Consider the following 18,404-nt stretch of genomic DNA (forward strand, 5'->3'; position numbering starts at 1 on the left):
ACAGACTGTTGAGATCGCTTGCACATGGCCAAGGATAGCATCGCCGCCGAATCGCACCAGCCGCCGCTGCTGTCGGTGGTGATTCCCGTGAAGGACGAGGCTGACGGGCTGGACCGACTTTTCGATGCGCTGATGCCGGTGCTGGACGGGATCACGGACGATGTGGAACTGCTGTTCATCAACGACGGCAGCGATGACCGGACCGTCGAGATGCTGGCGGCCCGGCGCGCCGACGATCCGCGTATCCGCATCCTCGACCTCAGCCGGAATTTCGGCAAGGAGGCCGCGCTGACCGCCGGTCTGCATCATGCGACGGGGCAGGCGGTGGTGACGATGGACGCCGACCTGCAGGATCCGCCCGACCTGATCGCCGAAATGGTGGCGGCCTGGCGCGAAGGCGCCGAGATGGTCACGGCACGCCGCACCAGCCGCTCGACCGACAGTTTCATGAAGCGTTTCACGGCGAACGGCTTCTACCGCCTGTTCAACCGGATCAGCGACACGCAGCTGCCCACCAACGCCGGGGATTACCGCCTGTTCGACCGCGCCGTGGTGGAGGCCTTCCGCCAGCTTGGCGAACGCACGCGTTTCAACAAGGGCCTGTTCGCCTGGCTCGGGTTTCGCCAGACGTTCGTCTATCACGAACGGCCGCCCGGCACCCGCGACGAAAGCCGCTGGAAGCCACTGAAACTGATCACCTTCGCGGTCGACGGCATCCTGTCCTTTTCGACCTTGCCGGTGCGGCTGTTCACCATCGGCGGCCTGATCGTGGCGGTGCTGGCGCTGGGATTTGCACTCTGGATCGTGCTCGCCACGCTGCTGTTCGGGCGCGATGTGCCGGGTTATGCGTCCATGATGGTGTCGATCCTGCTGATCGGGGGCATCAACATGTTCGGCATCGGGCTGCTGGGGGAATATGTCGGGCGGACCTTCACCGAAACCAAGCAGCGCCCGCTCTATCTGGTCCGGCGCGATATCGGCGGCCCGGATGAATGATCGTACCGGCCTGATCGCCCAGATCGGCCGCTTCGGGATCATCGGGCTGGCCGCGACGGCGGTGCATGCCTTTGTCTACTGGGTGCTGGTGCAGTTCGGCGGCACCGAGGCCAATCTCGCCAACCTGATCGCCTTCCTGATTGCTTTCATCGTGTCGTGGAGCGGTCACAGCCGCTGGACGTTCGGCGTGCGCAGCCGTGCGGCGCTGGTCCGCTTCGTCGGCGTGGCCGTGGGCGGCTATGCGCTGAACGCGCTGGCGACGTGGGCCATCGTGGACGGCCTGGGCGGCGACCCGCGCCTGCCGCTGATCTTCATCCTGTTCGTGACGCCCGCGGCAACCTTCGTCGCAGGCCGCTTCTGGGCATTCCGCTAAAGACCCAGAACCAGTTTGGCGACGATGTTGCGCTGGATCTCGTTGGATCCGGCATAGATGGAGGCCGCGCGGTGGTTCAGATGCCGGGGCATCGCCGTCAGCGCATGGTCCGGCCCGATCGCGGCAACATTGCTGCCGACGGTGCGGGCTTCCTTCTGATGCGGTGCGGCGTAGTAGGCCACGGCCTCGGCGGTCAGTTCCGCCGTCTTCTGCAGCGATTCCGACCCGCAGACCTTCATGATCGACCCGTTGGCGCCGGGCGTGCGGCCCTCGGCGGCTTCGCAGAGCACCTGCTTCTCGGTGATCTCGAGCGCCATGATCTCCGCCTCGACCTCGGCCAGCCGGGCCGCGAACGTCGGATCGTCCAGCAGCTTCTCGCCGCCCCCGTCGGCCTCGGACGCGGCCACGGCCTTCAGGTGCCGGATGGACGCATGCAGGCCGGGCGAATAGGTGTCGCCGCCACGTTCGAACTCCAGCAGGTACTTGGCGACCGTCCAGCCCTTGTTCTCCGGACCGACGAGATTGGCCACCGGCACGCGCACGTCCTCGAAGAAGACCTGATTGACCTCATGGTCGCCGGCCATGGTGATGATCGGATCGACGGTGATGCCGGGTGCGTTGAAATCGTCGATCAGGATGAAGGAGATGCCTTCCTGTGCCTTGCCCTCGGTCGAGGTGCGGACCAGACAGAACATGCGGTTCGCGTGCTGCGCATAGGTGGTCCAGATCTTGGAGCCATTGATGACGTAATCGTCGCCGTCGCGCACGGCCCGCGTCTTCAGCGAGGCCAGATCGGACCCCGAGCCCGGTTCGGAATAGCCCTGGCACCAGACATCCTCGCCCGACAGGATGCGCGGCAGGTATTTCGATTTCTGCTCGTCCGTACCGAAATGCATCAGCACCGGGCCGACCATGCGCGTGCCCATGACCAGCACCGATGGCGCGCCTGCGGCGGTACATTCCGCATCGAAGATGTAGCGCTGTACCGGCGACCATCCCGGTCCGCCGTGCTCGACGGGCCACATCGGCGCGGACCAGCCCTTCGCCGCCAGCTTCTCCAGCCAGCGCTGTCCGATGTGGAATTCGGCAAACGGGCCTGTCGCCAGCCGCGATCCTTCCAGAATATCGTCGGTCAGATTGGTCGCGATGAAGTCCCTGACCTCGTCGCGGAATGCCAGATCGTCGTCGCTCAGCGCCAGATCCATGATGTTGTCCTCCCCGGTGTTGGCTCTATTGTACGCGCGCGAACCGATGGGGGAAGTGTTTGATGATCAAGTCCGGACTGGCCGTACTGGCAGCGGCGCTCGGCGCTGGAAAAGTGACGGCACGTGCGCTGACCGACGAGGCGCTGGAGGCAGCGACACAGGGCGAGGGACCGACGGCCTACATGCATCTGCATGCCGACCGCGCGCGGGCCGAGGCCAGCGCCATCGATTCCGTGCGTCAGGCGGGCCGCGAGGCGCGGCCCTGGGCCGGGATCCCGATCTCGATCAAGGATCTGTTCGACGAGGAAGGTCTCGTCACGACGGCCGGATCGAAGGCGCTGGCCGGTTCGGCGCCTGCCGATGCCGACGCACCCATCGTCGCACGGCTGCGCCGCGCGGGGTTCGTCATCCTGGGCCGCTGCGTGATGACCGAATTCGCCTATTCCGGCGTCGGTCTGAACCCGCATTACGGCACGCCCGCCTCACCCTGGGACCGCGAGACCGGACGCATTCCGGGCGGGTCTTCCTCAGGCGGTGCGGTGAGCGTCGCAGACGGTATGGCAGCGGCGACCATCGGCACCGACACCGGCGGCTCTTGCCGGATTCCGGCGGCCTTCTGCGGCATCACGGGCTTCAAGCCGACCATCGACCGCGTGCCGCGCGACGGGTGCACGCCGCTCTCCTTTTCGCTCGATTCCATCGGGCCGCTGGCCAACAGCGTCGACTGCTGCGCCATCCTGGACGACGTGATGGCGGGCGGCACGGGACGTCGCGCGGCGGCTCTGCCGGTCAGGGGCATGCGGCTGGCGGTGCTGACCAATTTCGTGCTGGAAGACATGGACCAGACGGTCGCCGATGCCTACGCGGCGGCGCTGGAGACCCTGTCGGAGGCGGGTGCGCATCTGGAAGAGATCACGCTGGACGCCATCGACGATCTGCCCGCGCTGGGCGCGGCGGGTGGCTTTGCCGCGGCAGATTCCTATGCCTGGCACCGCAGGCTGATCGAGACAAAGCGCGATGCCTACGATCCGCGCGTGATCGGACGGATCGAGCGGGGCGCGGCGATCTCCGCCGCCGACTATATCGACCTGATGGAAGCGCGCGTCGCCATGCAGCGGCGCACCGACCGTGAAACCGCGGGCTTCGATGCCGTGCTGATGCCGACGGTTCCCATCGTCCCGCCCGCACTGTCGGAACTGGACCAGGATGACGACTACACCCGCATCAACCTGCTGTGCCTGCGCAATCCGTCGGTCGGGAACTTTCTGAACCGCCCGAACATCAGCCTGCCCTGTCACGCCGAAGGCGACGCGCCTGTGGGGCTGACCCTGATGGGACACCGGGGCCGGGACCGGGCGCTGTTCGACATTGCGGCGGGCGTCGAGGGGGTGTTGCGAAGCTAGAGCGTTTTTCGATTTCATGGAATCACCATGAAATCGAAAAACGCAACTCGCACAGGTAGTTGCCATTCTTGAAAACAGTCTGAATGGTTCCATTCAGACTGTTTCCGCCCTAGTTCTTCGCGAACCGCCACGCGCCGTCGCGCATCCGGCAGGCGGAACCAAAGCTGACTTCAGGGCCTTTCGGCGTGCGCACGGACTGACGGAAGGTGCGGCAGATCCGGTCGCCGGTGGTGGTGATATCCAGCAGTTCGATGAAGCCCGACCGACCCGAGGTGCGGAAAATCACCCGATCTCCTTCCGCGATGCGGAGCACATAGGCGAGTGCCGCACTGTAGTCGAAGACGGTCGGGCGGATCGGCGTCGGCAGACTGCGCGCGGCGGGCGCGACGACCGTCTGCGACCAGGCGCGTTCGGCTTGCGCGCGTTGCTGCGACCGTTGCGCATGGTGCCGTGCCATCTGGCTCTGGTGGCGGTATTGCGGGACGCGCCGCTGGTCGGCGCGGTCATAGGTCGGCTTGGCCTGATAGACGCTGCCGGGATTGGCACCTGAACTGGCTCCGGGCAACAGGTTCAGCAGATCGTTGGCCATGGCGGCAGGTGCAAACAGCAGGCCGGTCAGAAGAGCCGGTATCAGAAAACAACGCATGGAACCGATGTAGGGTCGGCAAACCCGTCTTCCAGTCACATCCGCGCGTGAGCTTCTTCATTGCCGACCGGTTCCGGGGCCCGTAATCTCGAACGCAACAACGGGGGAGGGATCGCCATGAGCGACGACAAGAAGAAATACCGCAGCGCGGAATGGTTCGGGGCCGGGTCGAAGGACGGCTTCAACCACCGGTCATGGATGAAGAACCAGGGCCGTCCGCACGATCAGTTCGACGGTCGTCCGGTGATCGGCATCTGCAACAGCTGGTCCGAACTGACGCCCTGTAACGCGCATCTGCGCGACGTGGCCGAGCGGGTGAAACGCGGCGTCTACGAAGCGGGCGGCTTCCCGCTGGAATTCCCCGTCATGTCGCTGGGCGAGACGCTGATGCGGCCGACCACCATGCTGTTCCGCAACCTGATGGCGATGGATGTCGAGGAATCGATCCGCGCCTATCCGCTGGACGGGATCGTGCTGCTGTCGGGCTGCGACAAGACCCAGCCGGCCATGCTGATGGGCGCGGCGTCCTGCGATCTGCCGACCCTGGTCATCACCTCCGGCCCGATGCTGAACGGCAAGTTCCAGGGGCAGGACATCGGCTCCGGCACCGACGTCTGGCGCTTCAGTGAAGATGTGCGCGCGGGCAAGATGACGCTGGAAGACTTCATGGAGGCGGAGAACTGCATGTCCCGCTCCAACGGGCACTGCATGACCATGGGCACGGCCTCCACCATGGCGTCGATGACGGAATCGCTCGGCATGACCCTGCCGGGCGCGTCGGCGATCCCGGCGGTGGACGCAAACCGCTATCGCGTCAGCCACCTCGCCGGTCGCCGCATCGTCGAGATGGTCCGCGAGGACCTGAAGATGTCGAAGATCATGACCCGCAAGGCGTTCGAAAATGCGGTCCGCATCAACGCGGCCATCGGCGGTTCGACCAATGCCATCATCCATCTGATCGCCATGGCGGGCCGCCTTGGCGTCGAACTGACCGTGCAGGACTTCGACGAGCTGGCCCGCGGCGTGCCGCTGCTGGTGAACCTGAAGCCCAACGGCCAGTACCTGATGGAGGACTATTATTATGCGGGGGGCCTGCCGGTCGTGGTGAAGGCGCTGAACGATGCCGGTCTGCTGAACGAGGATGTGGTGACCGTGAACGGTCATTCCCTGACCGAAAACTCCAAGGATGCGCGGAACTTCAACGAAGACGTCATCCGCCCGTGGAACAATCCGGTGAACAAGGATGTCGGCCTGGCGGTCCTGCGGGGGAATCTCTGCCCCGACGGCGCGGTCATCAAGCCGTCCGCCGCGACGCCGGAACTGCTGAAGCACCGCGGACGCGCCGTCGTCTTCGAGGATATCGAGGAACTGCGCCGGGAGGTCGAGAACGACGATCTGGATATCGACGAAACCTGCGTCATGGTGCTGAAGGGTGCCGGGCCGAAGGGCTATCCGGGCATGCCCGAGGTCGGTAATTTCCCGCTGCCTGCCAAGATCCTGAAGAAGGGCATCACCGACATGGTGCGCATTTCCGATGCCCGCATGTCGGGCACGGCCTATGGCGCGGTGGTGCTGCATGTCAGCCCCGAAAGCGCGGCGGGCGGGCCGCTGGCGCTGGTGCAGACCGGCGACATGATCGAACTGGACGTCGAGGCGCGCCGCCTGCATCTGGACATCTCGGACGCGGAAATGGCGAAACGCAAGGCCGCCTGGACACCCCCGCCGCGCTCCACCGAACGCGGTTACGTGCGGCTGTACCATGACCATGTGATGCAGGCGCACGAGGGCGCGGACCTCGATTTCCTGGTCGGCGGTTCCGGCGCGCCCGTGCCGAGGGAGAGTCATTGAGTGGCGACGCATTCGCCAATCTTGATTGTCATGCCGGGCCTGTCCCGGCATCCGGTCGAACCATCGACTCGCGGCGAAGCCGCTCCGGATCCCGGCACGAGGCCGGGATGACTCGCTAGCCAGGAGAACCACCATGACCGCACATGTCGCTGTGACCATCAAGGTGAAGGACCGGGAAAAGCTCGGTGAATATGCCAGCCGGGCACCCGATACGGTCGCCGCGCACGGCGGCAAGTTCCTGATCCGCGGGCCGGTGTCCGAAGTGTTGTCCGGCAACGCCGAATACAACATCTTCGCGCTGCTCGAATTCCCGGACGCCGACACCGTGCGCGGCTGGTACAACAGCGCCGAATATCAGGCGCTGATCCCGACCCGGGAAGCCGGGGCAGACATGATCTTCACGCTTGTGGAGGCACCGTGACGGTCACCCGCCTGAACCCGCCCGACCTGTTCGACAGCGGTCCGACCGGCTTTTCGCAGATCGTCCTGCGGGAGGCGGGCGGGCGGCGTACGATCCATCTGGCGGGTCAGGTGGCCTGGGGTCCCGATCGAAAGATTGCCGGGTCCGGCGATCTGGAGAGCCAGGTGGTCGAAAGCCTGCGCAATATCGAGCGCGGGCTGGCCCGCGGCGGCGCGGCGCTGGATGATGTCTCGGCCATGCGGATCTACATCGTCGAGAGCCATATCGGTCAGCATGAGGCCATCACGCGCGGCCTGAAGGCGGTGTTCGGCGACAGTCCGCCGGCGGCGACATGGATCGGCGTGCCCTGTCTGGCCTCCGGCGATTTCCTGGTCGAGATCGAACCGAACCCGGTCGAGATTCCGCTACCGGATCGCGCATGACAGCCGGGGCAGGGAAGTCTGGTCCCGGTGCGGGCGGATCGATCCATGGTTTGCATCGATCGCTGCCTGCACTGTCACTGCTTGCACTGCTGGTCCTGATTCTCGTCGTCGTTCCGGCGATCGCGCGGGCCGAGACCCTGCTGACCATCGGCCATGTGCAACTGCAGAAGGACCGCACCTACGGCAAGTCGCGGACCTTCGCGCAATATCTGCTGCAGCCGCTGGGCCGCCCGTGGGAAGGATCGAAAGCCGCGCTGGACGAGGTCAAGTGGCATGGGGCTGCGGCAGGCGTTTCCTTTGCCCTGGAGCGCGAGCGGGTCGGCGATCCGCAGAAGGTGGCCGATGCCGTCCGCGCGATGGCATCGAAGGGCATCCGTTTCTTCGTGCTGGACCTGCCTGCCGACGTGATGGCGAAAGCGGCGGCGGCCCTGAAGGATGATCCGGTCCTGCTGTTCAATGTCTCGGCGCGGGAGGATATGTTGCGCGGTGCGGCCTGCCAGCCGAATCTGCTGCACGTGATCCCCAGCCACGCGATGCTGGCCGATGCCATGGGGCAGTATCTGAAGTTCCGCAGATGGGACGAGGTGCTGCTGCTGGTCGGGCCGTCGGAGTCGGATCGGGCGTGGGCCGAGGCGTTCAGGCGCACCGCGCGCCGCTATGGCATCGACATCGATGCCGAGCGGCCCTTCGTGCTGTCCAACGACCCCCGGCTGCGTGCCGAAAACAACCCGGTCCTGCTGACGACCGGTGCCGATTACGATGTCGTCTTCGTGGCCGACACCGACGGCGAGTTTGCGCGCAGCCTCAGCTATGCGATCAGCGATGCCCGTCCCGTCGTCGGTGCAGAGGGGCTGGCACCGATGGCCTGGCACTGGGCCTGGGAGCGGCACGGCGCACCGCAGCTTGAGAAGCGCTTCCAGCAACAGGCAGGCCGCCCGATGCGCGGCACGGACTGGGCCGCGTGGATGGCGGTGAAAACCGTGGCCGAGGCAGTCCAGCGCACGGGCAGTGCTGATTTCGAGACCCTGCGCGACTATATCAGGGGACCGGATCTGGTGCTGGACGGCTTCAAGGGAAACCGGCTGAATTTCCGGCCCTGGAACGGTCAATTGCGTCAGCCCGTGCTGCTGGCCACTCACAACTGGGTGGTTGCCCGCGCGCCGGTCGAGGGTTTTTTGCACAAGACCAACAATCTGGATACGCTGGGCGCAGACGAACGCGACAGTACCTGTGGGCGATAGGAGACACACATGAACCGCAAGGCTTTTGAACTGGCCCTGACCGGCGACGGCTTCGAGAATGTCGGTCTGAAGGAAATGGAACCCAACTGTCACAATGACGCGCACGCGCACGATTTCGACGTCAGGGCAATGGTGGTCGAAGGCGACATCACGCTGACCGTCGATGGCAAGAAGCGGAAATACAGCCCCGGCGACATCATCGAAATGGAACGCGGCTGCATGCACATCGAGGACGTCGGCGATCAGGGCATGAAGTTCGTCGTCGGCCGCCGCGCCTGATTGGCGCAACCGTCCACTCCTCCCCCTTCGAAGGGGGGAGGGGAAATTGCAGGTGATGCGAGGAACAGGACATGAGAGGCGCATTCGAGGATATCGAGGTCGGCGTGCCGCGCGAGACGGCATCGCGCACGGTGACGGCGGAGGAGATTGTCGCCTTCGCGGCCGAGTTCGATCCGCAGCCGTTCCATCTCGATCCCGAGGCCGCGAAGGACAGCGTCTTCGGCGGCCTGTGCGCGTCGGGCTGGCACACGGCGTCGCTGCTGATGCGGTTGCAGATGGACGCGTGGAAATCGGAATATTCGCTGGGATCGCCCGGATTCGACAATCTGCGCTGGGTGCGCCCGCTTCGGCCCGGCGACACGATCCATGTGCGGTCGACCTGCATCGACAAGCGCCCGTCGCGCTCGAAACCCGACCGCGGCTCCGCGACCTGGAAGACCGAGGTGGTCAACCAGAAGGATGAGGTGGTGCTGGATGCCGAACTGATCGGCATGTACCTGAAACGCGACGCCCGGCCCCCCCGAAGAATGACCGGAAATCTCCGGTAACGCTTAGGCGCGGCCTTCCTATCCTCGACGAACAAACCGTTGAGTGAAAAGGAAAAAGCTTCGTGGCATCGCGTGAGGATACAGACGAGACCGCAATCGACCTGCGGCTGGAGAAATTTCGCAACGACCCCATCGGCTTCGTGCGCTGGGCCTTCCCCTGGGGCGAGAAGGCTTCGGCGCTGGACAGGGCGTCCGGGCCGGAGAAGTGGCAGTCGGAAATTCTGACCACCATCGGCAGGCGCCTGAAACAGCAGACCCGCAAGCGCGCGCCGAAGGACGCCGAACCGGTACTGGTCGCGGTCGCCAGCGGGCATGGCGTCGGCAAGTCCGCGCTGGTCGCCTGGCTGGTGATCTGGGCCATGGCGACGGGGCGGGATACGCGCGGTGTGGTGACCGCCAATACCGAGATCCAGCTGAAGACCAAGACCTGGGCGGAGCTCGCCAAATGGTTCCGCATCAGCCGCGTGCGGCATCGCTTCCGCCTGACCGCGACGGCCCTGCAGGCGAGGGACACGGAGGCGGCAAAGACCTGGCGCATCGACATGGTGCCCTGGTCCCTGAACCAGACGGAGAGCTTCGCCGGGCTGCACAATCAGGGCCTGCGCATCGTGCTGGTCTTCGACGAGGCGAGCGCGATCCCCGAACCGGTCTGGGAAGTTGCCGAAGGGACGCTCACCGACCGGGACACGGAAATCATCTGGGCGGTCTTCGGCAACCCGACCCAGGCAGCGGGGCGGTTTCGCGAATGCTTCGGGCGGCGGCGGCACCGCTGGATCACGCGACATGTGGATTCGCGCGAGACCGACCTGACGAACGCAGACCAGATCGCCCGCTGGGTCGACGACTATGGCGAGGATTCCGATTTCATCCGGGTCCGCGTGAAAGGTGAGTTTCCGCGCAGTTCGTCGCGGCAGTTCATCGGCACGGAACTGGTCGACGGGGCACGCATGCGATCGCTGGTGTCCGACCCGGAAGCGCCGCGTGTGATGGGGGTCGACGTGGCCCGCTTCGGCGACGACCAGTCGGTGATCCTGCTGCGGCAGGGCGACCGGATCGAAGGTCCGATCCATCGCTTTCGGGGTATCGATCTGATGCAACTCGCGGCCCATGTGGACGAACGCATCCGCGAGGACATGCCCGATGCGGTCTTCGTCGACGGGGCGGGGATCGGCGGCGGCGTGATCGACCGCCTGCGGCAGCTCGGGCATCGTGTGCACGACGTGAACGGCGGCGAGGCGGCCCGCCGAAAGCGTGAATTCCTGAACCGCCGCGCCGAGATGTGGGCGCGCATGCGCCACTGGCTGAAGCAGGGCGACATCCCCGACGACACCGCGCTGGCGGCGGATCTGGCCGGCCCGGAATACGGCTTCGACCCCAAGGGCCGCATCCAGCTTGAACGCAAGGAAGACATGAAGAAGCGGGGTCTGGCCTCGCCCGACGCGGGCGACGCGCTGGCGCTGACCTTTGCGGACTTTGCGGCACTGCACTCGGAACTGAAGCCGCACGATGCGGCGACGGATTTCCGTGTCCTGTGATGCCGGTCCGGGTCAATCGGTATCGCAGGCGTGATGGGGGTGGACTTGGCCCCTGCGCCAAAGCAACTATCTCAGCCGGACAGATTTGACGGCATCGGACAGGAAATTCCATGAGCGACTATGACTACGACCTTTTCGTCATCGGCATCGGATCGGGCGGCACGCGCGCGGCGCGGATGATCGCCAGCACCGGTGCGCGCGTCGCGGCGGCCGAGGAACGCTATTACGGCGGCACCTGTGTGAATGTCGGCTGTGTGCCCAAGAAGCTGCTGGTCTACGGCAGCCATTTTCACGAGGATTTCGAGGATGCGAAGGCCTATGGCTGGGACGTGACGGTCGGCGATTTCGACTGGAACATGCTGATCGAGAAGAAGAACACCGAGATCGAGCGGCTGAACGGGATCTATCGCAAGCTGTTGGATAATGCCGGGGTGTCGGTCTATGACGCGCGTGCGACCATCGTCGACCAGCATACGCTGGATGTCGGCGGCGAGAAGATCACGACCGACCGCATCCTGATCGCCGTCGGCGGCTGGCCGACCAAGCCCGACGTGCCTGGCATCGAACACGCCATCACCTCCAACGAGGTGTTCTATCTGGACACCTTCCCCAAACGCTTCGTCGTCGTCGGCGGGGGCTATATCGCCGTCGAATTCGCCGGGATCATGAACGGCATGGGCGCCGACGTGACCCAGCTCTACCGCTCGGAACAGATCCTGCGCGGTTTCGACGGGGACGTGCGCGAGACCCTGTCGAAGGAGATCGTCAAGAAGGGCATCGACCTGCGCGTCAACACCAACATCACGGCCATCGAAAAGGACGGCGGCACGCTGATCGCGACCCTGACCGACGGATCGAAACTGGAAGCCGACTGCATCATGTATGCGACCGGCCGTCATCCGAACACGGCAAGCCTGGGCCTGGAGAACATCGGCGTCGAGATGGACCGGAGCGGCGCGATCAAGGTGGACTCCTTCTCGAAGACCAACGTCGACAACGTCTGGGCGCTGGGCGACGTGACCGACCGGATCGCGCTGACGCCGGTGGCGATCCACGAGGCGATGTGTTTCTACCGCACGGAATATCTGGGCGACCCGACGCCGTCCGACCACGAGAACGTGGCCTCTGCGGTGTTCAGCCAGCCGCCGGTCGGCACGGTGGGGATCACCGAAGCGCAGGCGCGGGAGAAATACGGCGAGATCGACATCTACCGCTCTACCTTCACCGCCATGAAGCACACCATTTCGGGACGCGACGAGAAGACGCTGATGAAGATCATCGTCGATCAGGCGAGCCAGAAGGTCGTGGGCGTCCACATGGTCGGTCCCGACGCAGGCGAGATCATCCAGGGCATCGGCATCGCGGTGAAGATGGGCGCGACCAAGCAGGACTTCGATCGCACGATCGGCATTCACCCGACCTCGGCCGAAGAATTCGTCACCATGCGCGAGAAGGCGGCCTAGGAACGGACGCTGCTCTCTGACAGAGGCAGTCTTCCGCAGCGGGGGTGCAGCGAGGGCCGTCAGTCCGCCAGACAGGCGATACGGTCGGCCCATTGAACGGCGTAAGATCCGCTGCCGGGCTCAGCGCGGCGGATGGCGATGGACCGGCGTACATCGACGATGGCGCGGTCACTGTTGTAGTAGGCTTCGGGGTCGATGACGGCGTTGGCCGGGGATGCGAAATCCCAGAGCCCGTCGAATCCCCTCTGCTGCATCACGGTGACGGTTGCCAGGCACCGGTTGCCGTCCGCGGGGCACTGCCGCTCGCAGAACCGCCGCGCCGCGCGCAGATTGCGCGTCCCGGGCGGTGATCGATCGATGATCTGCCCGATCTGTTCGGCGTCCTCGATCCTGGCACCGACCGGATCGCCGCGCAGGATCGCCAGCCAGCCCTTGACCGGATCGGGTGCCCGCTGCTGCTCGCGTCGGAGGTAGGTGCCGTAGAGTATCAGCGCATCGGCCGTCCAGATCGCGGGGTCCGACGGATCGCCTTTCAGCCCGAAATCCTTGATCACATGAAAGGCGATCAGCGGCCTGTACGCCGCATAGGCACCGTCCCGCCCGAACGCGCGGGGCAGGGTCGCGAACTCCGGTGAGACCGCCCCCACGCCCCGATTGACCAGTTCCAGCACGAAGCGGATGGCGGTCTCGGTCTCGCCGAACTCCATCAGGGCCTGAATCTTGACGAAATCGAACGGCGGGCGATCCGCCCCGTCCAGCGCCAGGGCGTGCAGATCGCCGTCATCGGCCAGAACCTTCAGCCACGACCGCCCTGACAGCCCGCCGGGTGCGCGAAGCAGCGCGTTGCGCCGCTTGCGTTCGAGATTCGCAACCCAGTCCGAAGGCGCGCGTCTGGCGATGGTGCCGAGCAGCAGGCGCGCATCCCGGTTGCCGGCATGTGCAAGTTCGCTCAGCGCCGGCAGGGCGGATGCATCGTCGCCAGCGAGCCAGGCAGCGATGGCGTCGTCAAGCTGTGCCGATGCTGTCTGTGCCTGACCGGTCGAGACACCCGGCATCAGCAGTGCGAGCAGGACGAGTAACCCGGGAATCCTCATCGTGACCGGCGTGCGGTCGTGCCGCACCGGATGCGGTGTGCCGATATCGACCGGCCCGGCGTCACGCGCATCAGACCAGGAACAGGGCCATCAGAACCAGCAGGAGAACACAGGCGATGATGCCGAACTTGGTCAGGCCGATGAAGCTGGCGTAGACCGACTTGTGCTGGGAAATATCCATCGAACCGGGTTCGTGCATGATGATCTTGTCCTCGATCTGATCAGAAACGTGAAGCGCGCGGACGCAAGATAAGCGACCGCGGGCCTGTCTCGCAAGCCACTGCCGCGGATCAGGCGGCGGCGAAGCGCCGCAGAACGTGATCGGCAATCTCGCCGAGCGGCGCGACCCAGACATCGCCCCGGCCCTCGATATGATCGACCAGCCGCTCCAGGATCTGCATGCGGTGATGCCGCCCGATGACCGAGGGGTGGCAGGTCAGCGTGAAGACGCCGCCTTCGCCGACGATCCCGTCCAGTTCGGCCCGCCAGATTTCGAACACATCGTCGGGGCTGTGGAACTGCGCCATCAGGTGCGGGGGCATGAACCACATGAAATAGGGCGCATCATCCAGACACCAGTCGATGGGGAATTCCAGAAGGTCGGGCTGGTCCGGATAGATATCCGACAGCAGATGCGGCGCTTCTCCGGCGAAGAGGCTGGAATCGTAGGTGAAGCCCCGTTCCTTCAGCAGTCCGGCAGAATGCAGGTTCATGTCCCACGCCGGAGAGCGGTAGCCGGTCGGCGTGTGGTCCAGATGCTGGCGAAAGGCCTTCAGGCTGGCGTCCAGCACAGCCGCCTCGCCGTCCGGGTCATCCTTGTACATGGAGACGTTCTCGTGCTCGTGGCCGTGCGCGCCGACCTCGTGTCCCTGCTCAAGAACCGCGCGGAACGCATCGGGCCAGCGCTCGACGTTCGCACCGGGCACATAGAAGCTTGCGCGGACATCCCGCCGCTTCAGGAAATCGAGAATGCGGGGCAGTGCGGTGTGCAGGCCGTAGAGGCCCCGGCTGTAGCCCTGCAGTCGCTTCGGGGTCTTGCCGAACAGCTGTTCGCCGGTACGGGGACCGGCGGGGTCGGGCCGCGCCGGCGAGTAGGCATATGTCACGTCGCAGTCGAAGGTCAGCGCCACCGCCCCGCGCCTGCCATCGGGCCACGGCCCCCTGAATTCGTTCAGCATGATGATCCTCCCCGAAAAAGAGAAGGCCGCCCCTTTGCAGAGACGGCCTTCCCGGTCAGCTTCAAGCTGCGTTCAGAAGAACGCTGACTTTACTTGTTGCTTTCGATGGTCACGACCACACGACGGTTCAGCGGCTCACGCACGCCGTCGCCGGTCTGCACTGCCGGGGCGATCTCACCCACCGCAGCTTCATCGATCAGGTCCGGCGACAGACCCTGGTTGACCAGAGCGCGGGCGACCGAGTCGGCGCGGCGCTGGGACAGGGCCAGGTTGTATGCGTTCGAACCCGAGGTATCCGTGTGACCCACGACGTTCACGTCGTCACCGTCACGCTGGCTGTAGGCCGAGCTGATGGCAGCGATCGTGTCCTGCGCAGCCGGGCTCAGTTCCGAGCTGTCGAATGCGAAGTAGATCGTGAATTCCTGGGCATCCATGACCATCGGCTTCGGCTCGGCAACGGCAACCCGCGGCGCCTCGATGGCGTTCAGGGCAGCGTTGGCGGCATCACGGCAGCGCCAGATGTGCAGCAGCTGATAGCCTTCTTCCGACTCCTGCAGCCAGCAGTCATAACCGGCCTGGGCGGTTGCCAGCTCGATCGGATGGGTATCCGCGGCGCCATTGTCATAGGCGTTCAGAATGCGCTGGTAGGTGCGCTCGGCATATGCCGTGTCGGTGGCGGCCAGCGTACGGCTGGTCGGCGCATCGGGTTTCACCGAATGATTGCCGGCAGCTTCAGCAGCCTTGGCACTGAAATGCGCCTCGTCGGCGGCGTCGCGCTCGACAGCTTCCTCAGCCGCCATCGCGCTGTATTCGCGGGCCAGCGCCTCGGCCAGTGCGGGATTCTCGGTTGCCATCGCGGCACCGGACTTGTGCGCGGCTGCAAAGGCGGAGCCGCTTGATGCGAACATCACTGCCACTGCGATCGCCGCTGCCGGGGTTGCGATTTTTGTCATCGTTTTCATTGTAGTTGCACCTCTTCTTATTTGCATTCATTCGCGATGCAGGGTCTTGCTGCACGTAACGACAACCCTGACTTTGGACCTGATCGCTCGACTTTCAAGTTTTATCTCGTTTGATGACCAGGCCATGACAGCCTAGCGGCCAATTCATGACCACTGCCCATATTCGGCCACATTTCATGGATTGCAAGGGGTACTTGGCGGTTTGCGACGATTCGGCGCTCAGGCCGCGTCGGCCTTCATGCGACGTTTGCGCTCATACATCCGGCGATCGGCTTCGGCAATCGTCGATGAAGCGTCCTCGCCCGGCCTGAAGGGGAAGATGCCATAGGCGACCTCAATCGGCACGGCACGGCCTTCCGCCTCGACGGGATTGTTCCGGATCGCCGCCGCCAGGTCTTCGGCCTTGGTCATCGCACCCTTCTCATCGACCTGCGCCAGAATGACCGCAAACTCGTCGCCCCCCAGTCGGCCGACGATGTCGGAATCCCGCGTATTGGCCAGCAGTGCGTTGGCGACGTTCATCAGCGCGGCATCGCCCGCGGCATGGCCCAGTTCGTCATTGATCTGCTTCATGCCGTTGACGTCGAAGAAGATCAGGCTGGCCGGCACGCCGTAGCGTTCCGAATAGGAGATCATGCGTGACAGGTCCCTGACGAAGGCGCGGCGGTTGGAGACGGGCGCCAGCGGGTCCTGATCGGCCAGCTTCTCCAGTTCCCCGTTCCGGTTCTGAACGCTCTGCAGTTCGGCGCGCAGCGATTCCACCTCGGCCATCAGTCCCATGATGGCGTCGCGCACCTTGGGCGTCAGCTCGTTCTGGGGGATGCCCTGGATGGCCGCCGTGTCGTTGATGTCCCGGGCCGCGCCGGCGGCTTCTGACGTGGGTGCACCGTCCGCCGGACGGTTGGCGCGTGTCGACGTGGCGGGTCGTGTGCGCTGGACGTTCTGGTATCCGCCGATCTTCATCTGGTGCTCCCGAAAGGTACCGGGTTGTGAACTTTCCCCAAACGTGAGGCTCAAAGGTTAAGAATTCTTGTAGATCGCCCGTCCTGCGGTCGCCGTGAAGCCCTTGCCTCCCCCTCGCGCGTGCCTATACTCCGCCGCTTTCCGAAATCGGGCGCAGACGGGTTTTCCAAATGGTCGGTGATGTTTCAGAACCTCTGGTCGGTGTGATCATGGGCAGCCAGTCTGACTGGGAGACCATGTCCCATGCCGTCGAGATCCTCGAAGCGCTGCAGGTGCCGCACGAGGTGCGCATCATTTCCGCGCACCGCACGCCTGACCGGATGGCCGACTATGCGAAGTCGGCACGCGGGCGCGGTCTGAAGGCCATCATCGCCGGGGCCGGCGGCGCGGCGCACCTGCCGGGCATGGTTGCCGCGCAGACCCAGGTGCCCGTGCTGGGGGTTCCGGTCGAGAGCAAGGCCCTGTCCGGCATGGACAGCCTGTTGTCCATCGTGCAGATGCCGGGCGGCGTGCCGGTGGGTACGCTGGCCATCGGCAAGGCGGGGGCGAAGAATGCGGGGCTGTTCGCGGCCTCGATCGTTGCGCTGGAGGACGCCGCGCTGGGCGACCGGCTGGAGGCCTGGCGGACCGCGCAGACCGATTCCGTCGCCATTGAGCCCGACCGCGCATGAAAGCCCTCCCGCCAGGTTCGACCATCGGCGTACTGGGTGGTGGACAGCTGGGCCGCATGATGGCGCTGGCCGCCGCGCGCCTGGGCTACCGGGTGCATGTCTTCTGTCCGGATTGGGACAGTCCGGCCGAGCAGGTCTCTGCCGCCGCGACCGTCGCCGCCTATGACGACGCGGCCGCGCTGGATGCGTTCGCCGCCTCGGTCGATGCGGTGACGCTGGAGTTCGAGAATGTGCCCGTGGCCGCGGTGGAGCGGCTGGCCCGGACCGTGCCCGTCCGGCCCGGCGCGCGCGTGCTCTCGGTGGCGCAGGACCGCATGGCCGAAAAGACGACGGCGAGGGATCTCGGCATTCCCGTCGCGCCTTTCGAAGCCGTGACCAGCGACACCGACCTTGCCGACGCGATCGCGTCCATCGGCGCGCCGTCGGTGCTCAAGACCCGGCGCGAAGGCTATGACGGCAAGGGGCAGCGCATCATCCGCAAGGCCAGCGATGCCGACGCGGCCTTTGCGGACCTGGGACGCGCGCCGGCCATCCTGGAAGCCTTCGTCGAGTTCACGTCGGAAATCTCCGTCATCGCGGCGCGCGGCGAGGATGGTGAGACACGCACCTACGCCGCCGTCGAGAACCGCCACAAGGACCATATTCTGGATCTGACCATCGCACCTGCCGCCGTCGCCTCCGCCGCGATCAAGCAGGCGGAAGAGGCCGCGCGCGCGCTCGCCGACGCCCTTCAGGTGGTGGGCCTGCTGGCGGTCGAGTTCTTCGTGACGCCGGAGGACGGTGTTCTTTTCAACGAGATGGCGCCGCGACCGCACAATTCCGGACACTGGACCATCGAGGCCTGCCGGGTGAGCCAGTTCGAGCAGCAGGTCCGCGCGACCGCCGGTCTGCCGCTGGGACCGACGGGCTATCACCACCGCGCCGTCATGCGGAACCTGATCGGGACGGATGCGGACCGCTGGGCCGATCTGGCGGATGGCGACGGCACGTTGCATCTGTATGGCAAGGCGGAATCCCGTCCGGGCCGGAAGATGGGACACGTCACGCGGCTCTATGCGCCGGATCGCCCGAACTGGCCCCCGAAAGAGGCCGAACTGCCCTGACCGGCTTGACCGGAAAGCGGGTGCGTTGAATGCTGGGTACCGCCGGGGAGGGC

The 18,404-nt window shown here is 65.3% G+C and carries 20 protein-coding genes; 13 read left to right on the top strand and 7 right to left on the bottom strand.

What is annotated here, in order from left to right:
- The first annotated feature begins 24 nt into the window (after positions 1–24).
- Both ACN0X7_RS14520 and ACN0X7_RS14525 read left to right on the top strand, forming a co-directional pair.
- Positions 25–996: a glycosyltransferase family 2 protein gene (locus ACN0X7_RS14520; protein WP_417518492.1), complete on the top strand. Its 972-nt coding sequence runs from the start codon at positions 25–27 to the stop codon at positions 994–996.
- Positions 989–1,369 (top strand): GtrA family protein, encoded by a 381-nt coding sequence (locus ACN0X7_RS14525; RefSeq protein WP_417518494.1) that lies wholly within the window; start codon positions 989–991, stop codon positions 1,367–1,369. The genes ACN0X7_RS14520 and ACN0X7_RS14525 overlap by 8 nt, the downstream gene beginning before the upstream one ends.
- Here ACN0X7_RS14525 and ACN0X7_RS14530 read toward each other — a convergent pair.
- Entirely contained in the window at positions 1,366–2,574 is a 1,209-nt protein-coding gene (locus ACN0X7_RS14530) for an acyl-CoA dehydrogenase family protein (protein WP_417518496.1), read from the bottom strand. The two genes, ACN0X7_RS14525 and ACN0X7_RS14530, sit on opposite strands and share 4 nt — an antisense overlap.
- A gap of 62 nt (positions 2,575–2,636) precedes the next feature.
- Here ACN0X7_RS14530 and ACN0X7_RS14535 point away from each other — a divergent pair, with 62 nt between their 5' ends.
- The gene (locus tag ACN0X7_RS14535) at positions 2,637–3,977 is read left to right on the top strand and encodes an amidase (protein ID WP_417518498.1); all 1,341 of its coding nucleotides are present in this window, start codon (positions 2,637–2,639) and stop codon (positions 3,975–3,977) included.
- Positions 3,978–4,086: 109 nt separating this feature from the next.
- Here ACN0X7_RS14535 and ACN0X7_RS14540 read toward each other — a convergent pair whose 3' ends face one another.
- A complete protein-coding gene (locus ACN0X7_RS14540) occupies positions 4,087–4,623 on the bottom strand; it encodes a hypothetical protein (protein ID WP_417518500.1) in 537 nt (178 codons plus the stop codon).
- 117 nt (positions 4,624–4,740) lie between these two features.
- Between ACN0X7_RS14540 and araD the strand changes: the two genes are divergently transcribed.
- The 8 genes from araD to gor all read left to right on the top strand — a co-directional run bounded on the left by araD (position 4,741) and on the right by gor (position 12,380).
- Positions 4,741–6,471, top strand: a complete 1,731-nt coding sequence (gene araD / locus ACN0X7_RS14545) for an L-arabinonate dehydratase (RefSeq protein ID WP_417518502.1) — start codon at positions 4,741–4,743, stop codon at positions 6,469–6,471.
- Positions 6,472–6,604: 133 nt separating this feature from the next.
- Entirely contained in the window at positions 6,605–6,892 is a 288-nt protein-coding gene (locus ACN0X7_RS14550; RefSeq protein WP_417518504.1) for a DUF1330 domain-containing protein, read from the top strand.
- Positions 6,889–7,314, top strand: coding sequence for a RidA family protein (locus tag ACN0X7_RS14555; protein WP_417518506.1), 426 nt, complete (start codon positions 6,889–6,891; stop codon positions 7,312–7,314). Before ACN0X7_RS14550 ends, ACN0X7_RS14555 begins: the two co-directional genes overlap by 4 nt.
- A gap of 50 nt (positions 7,315–7,364) precedes the next feature.
- A complete protein-coding gene (locus ACN0X7_RS14560) occupies positions 7,365–8,555 on the top strand; it encodes an ABC transporter substrate-binding protein (RefSeq protein WP_417518508.1) in 1,191 nt (396 codons plus the stop codon).
- A 9-nt stretch (positions 8,556–8,564) separates the two neighbouring features.
- Complete coding sequence (locus ACN0X7_RS14565) at positions 8,565–8,834, top strand: cupin domain-containing protein (RefSeq protein ID WP_417518510.1); 270 nt, start codon at positions 8,565–8,567, stop codon at positions 8,832–8,834.
- Positions 8,835–8,905: 71 nt separating this feature from the next.
- Entirely contained in the window at positions 8,906–9,382 is a 477-nt protein-coding gene (locus ACN0X7_RS14570; protein ID WP_417518512.1) for a MaoC family dehydratase, read from the top strand.
- Between the two features lie 62 nt (positions 9,383–9,444).
- On the top strand, positions 9,445–10,917 hold the full coding sequence (locus ACN0X7_RS14575; protein WP_417518514.1) for a terminase: 1,473 nt from the start codon (positions 9,445–9,447) through the stop codon (positions 10,915–10,917).
- Between the two features lie 110 nt (positions 10,918–11,027).
- Complete coding sequence (gene gor / locus ACN0X7_RS14580; RefSeq protein ID WP_417518516.1) at positions 11,028–12,380, top strand: glutathione-disulfide reductase; 1,353 nt, start codon at positions 11,028–11,030, stop codon at positions 12,378–12,380.
- Between the two features lie 59 nt (positions 12,381–12,439).
- Here the strand turns inward: gor and ACN0X7_RS14585 are convergent, their stop codons facing one another.
- From ACN0X7_RS14585 to ACN0X7_RS14605, 5 genes are all read right to left on the bottom strand, one after another.
- Positions 12,440–13,501 carry a hypothetical protein gene (locus tag ACN0X7_RS14585; protein WP_417518518.1) on the bottom strand — a complete coding sequence of 354 codons (1,062 nt, stop codon included), beginning with the start codon at positions 13,499–13,501 and terminating at the stop codon, positions 12,440–12,442.
- A gap of 43 nt (positions 13,502–13,544) precedes the next feature.
- Entirely contained in the window at positions 13,545–13,673 is a 129-nt protein-coding gene (locus ACN0X7_RS14590; protein WP_417518520.1) for an aa3-type cytochrome c oxidase subunit IV, read from the bottom strand.
- 91 nt (positions 13,674–13,764) lie between these two features.
- Positions 13,765–14,652: a polysaccharide deacetylase family protein gene (locus ACN0X7_RS14595; RefSeq protein WP_417518522.1), complete on the bottom strand. Its 888-nt coding sequence runs from the start codon at positions 14,650–14,652 to the stop codon at positions 13,765–13,767.
- Positions 14,653–14,741: 89 nt separating this feature from the next.
- The gene (locus ACN0X7_RS14600; protein ID WP_417518523.1) at positions 14,742–15,614 is read right to left on the bottom strand and encodes an OmpA family protein; all 873 of its coding nucleotides are present in this window, start codon (positions 15,612–15,614) and stop codon (positions 14,742–14,744) included.
- 219 nt (positions 15,615–15,833) lie between these two features.
- Positions 15,834–16,577: a GGDEF domain-containing protein gene (locus ACN0X7_RS14605; protein ID WP_417518525.1), complete on the bottom strand. Its 744-nt coding sequence runs from the start codon at positions 16,575–16,577 to the stop codon at positions 15,834–15,836.
- A 209-nt stretch (positions 16,578–16,786) separates the two neighbouring features.
- On the opposite strand from ACN0X7_RS14605, the gene purE reads away from it, so the two are divergent.
- Positions 16,787–17,248, top strand: coding sequence for a 5-(carboxyamino)imidazole ribonucleotide mutase (purE, locus tag ACN0X7_RS14610; protein WP_417518527.1), 462 nt, complete (start codon positions 16,787–16,789; stop codon positions 17,246–17,248).
- Positions 17,245–18,351 carry a 5-(carboxyamino)imidazole ribonucleotide synthase gene (locus tag ACN0X7_RS14615; protein ID WP_417518529.1) on the top strand — a complete coding sequence of 369 codons (1,107 nt, stop codon included), beginning with the start codon at positions 17,245–17,247 and terminating at the stop codon, positions 18,349–18,351. Before purE ends, ACN0X7_RS14615 begins: the two co-directional genes overlap by 4 nt.
- Positions 18,352–18,404: the final 53 nt, after the last annotated feature.

Origin of the sequence: Minwuia sp. (assembly GCF_048263705.1) — a bacterium.
Lineage (GTDB): Bacteria > Pseudomonadota > Alphaproteobacteria > Minwuiales > Minwuiaceae > Minwuia.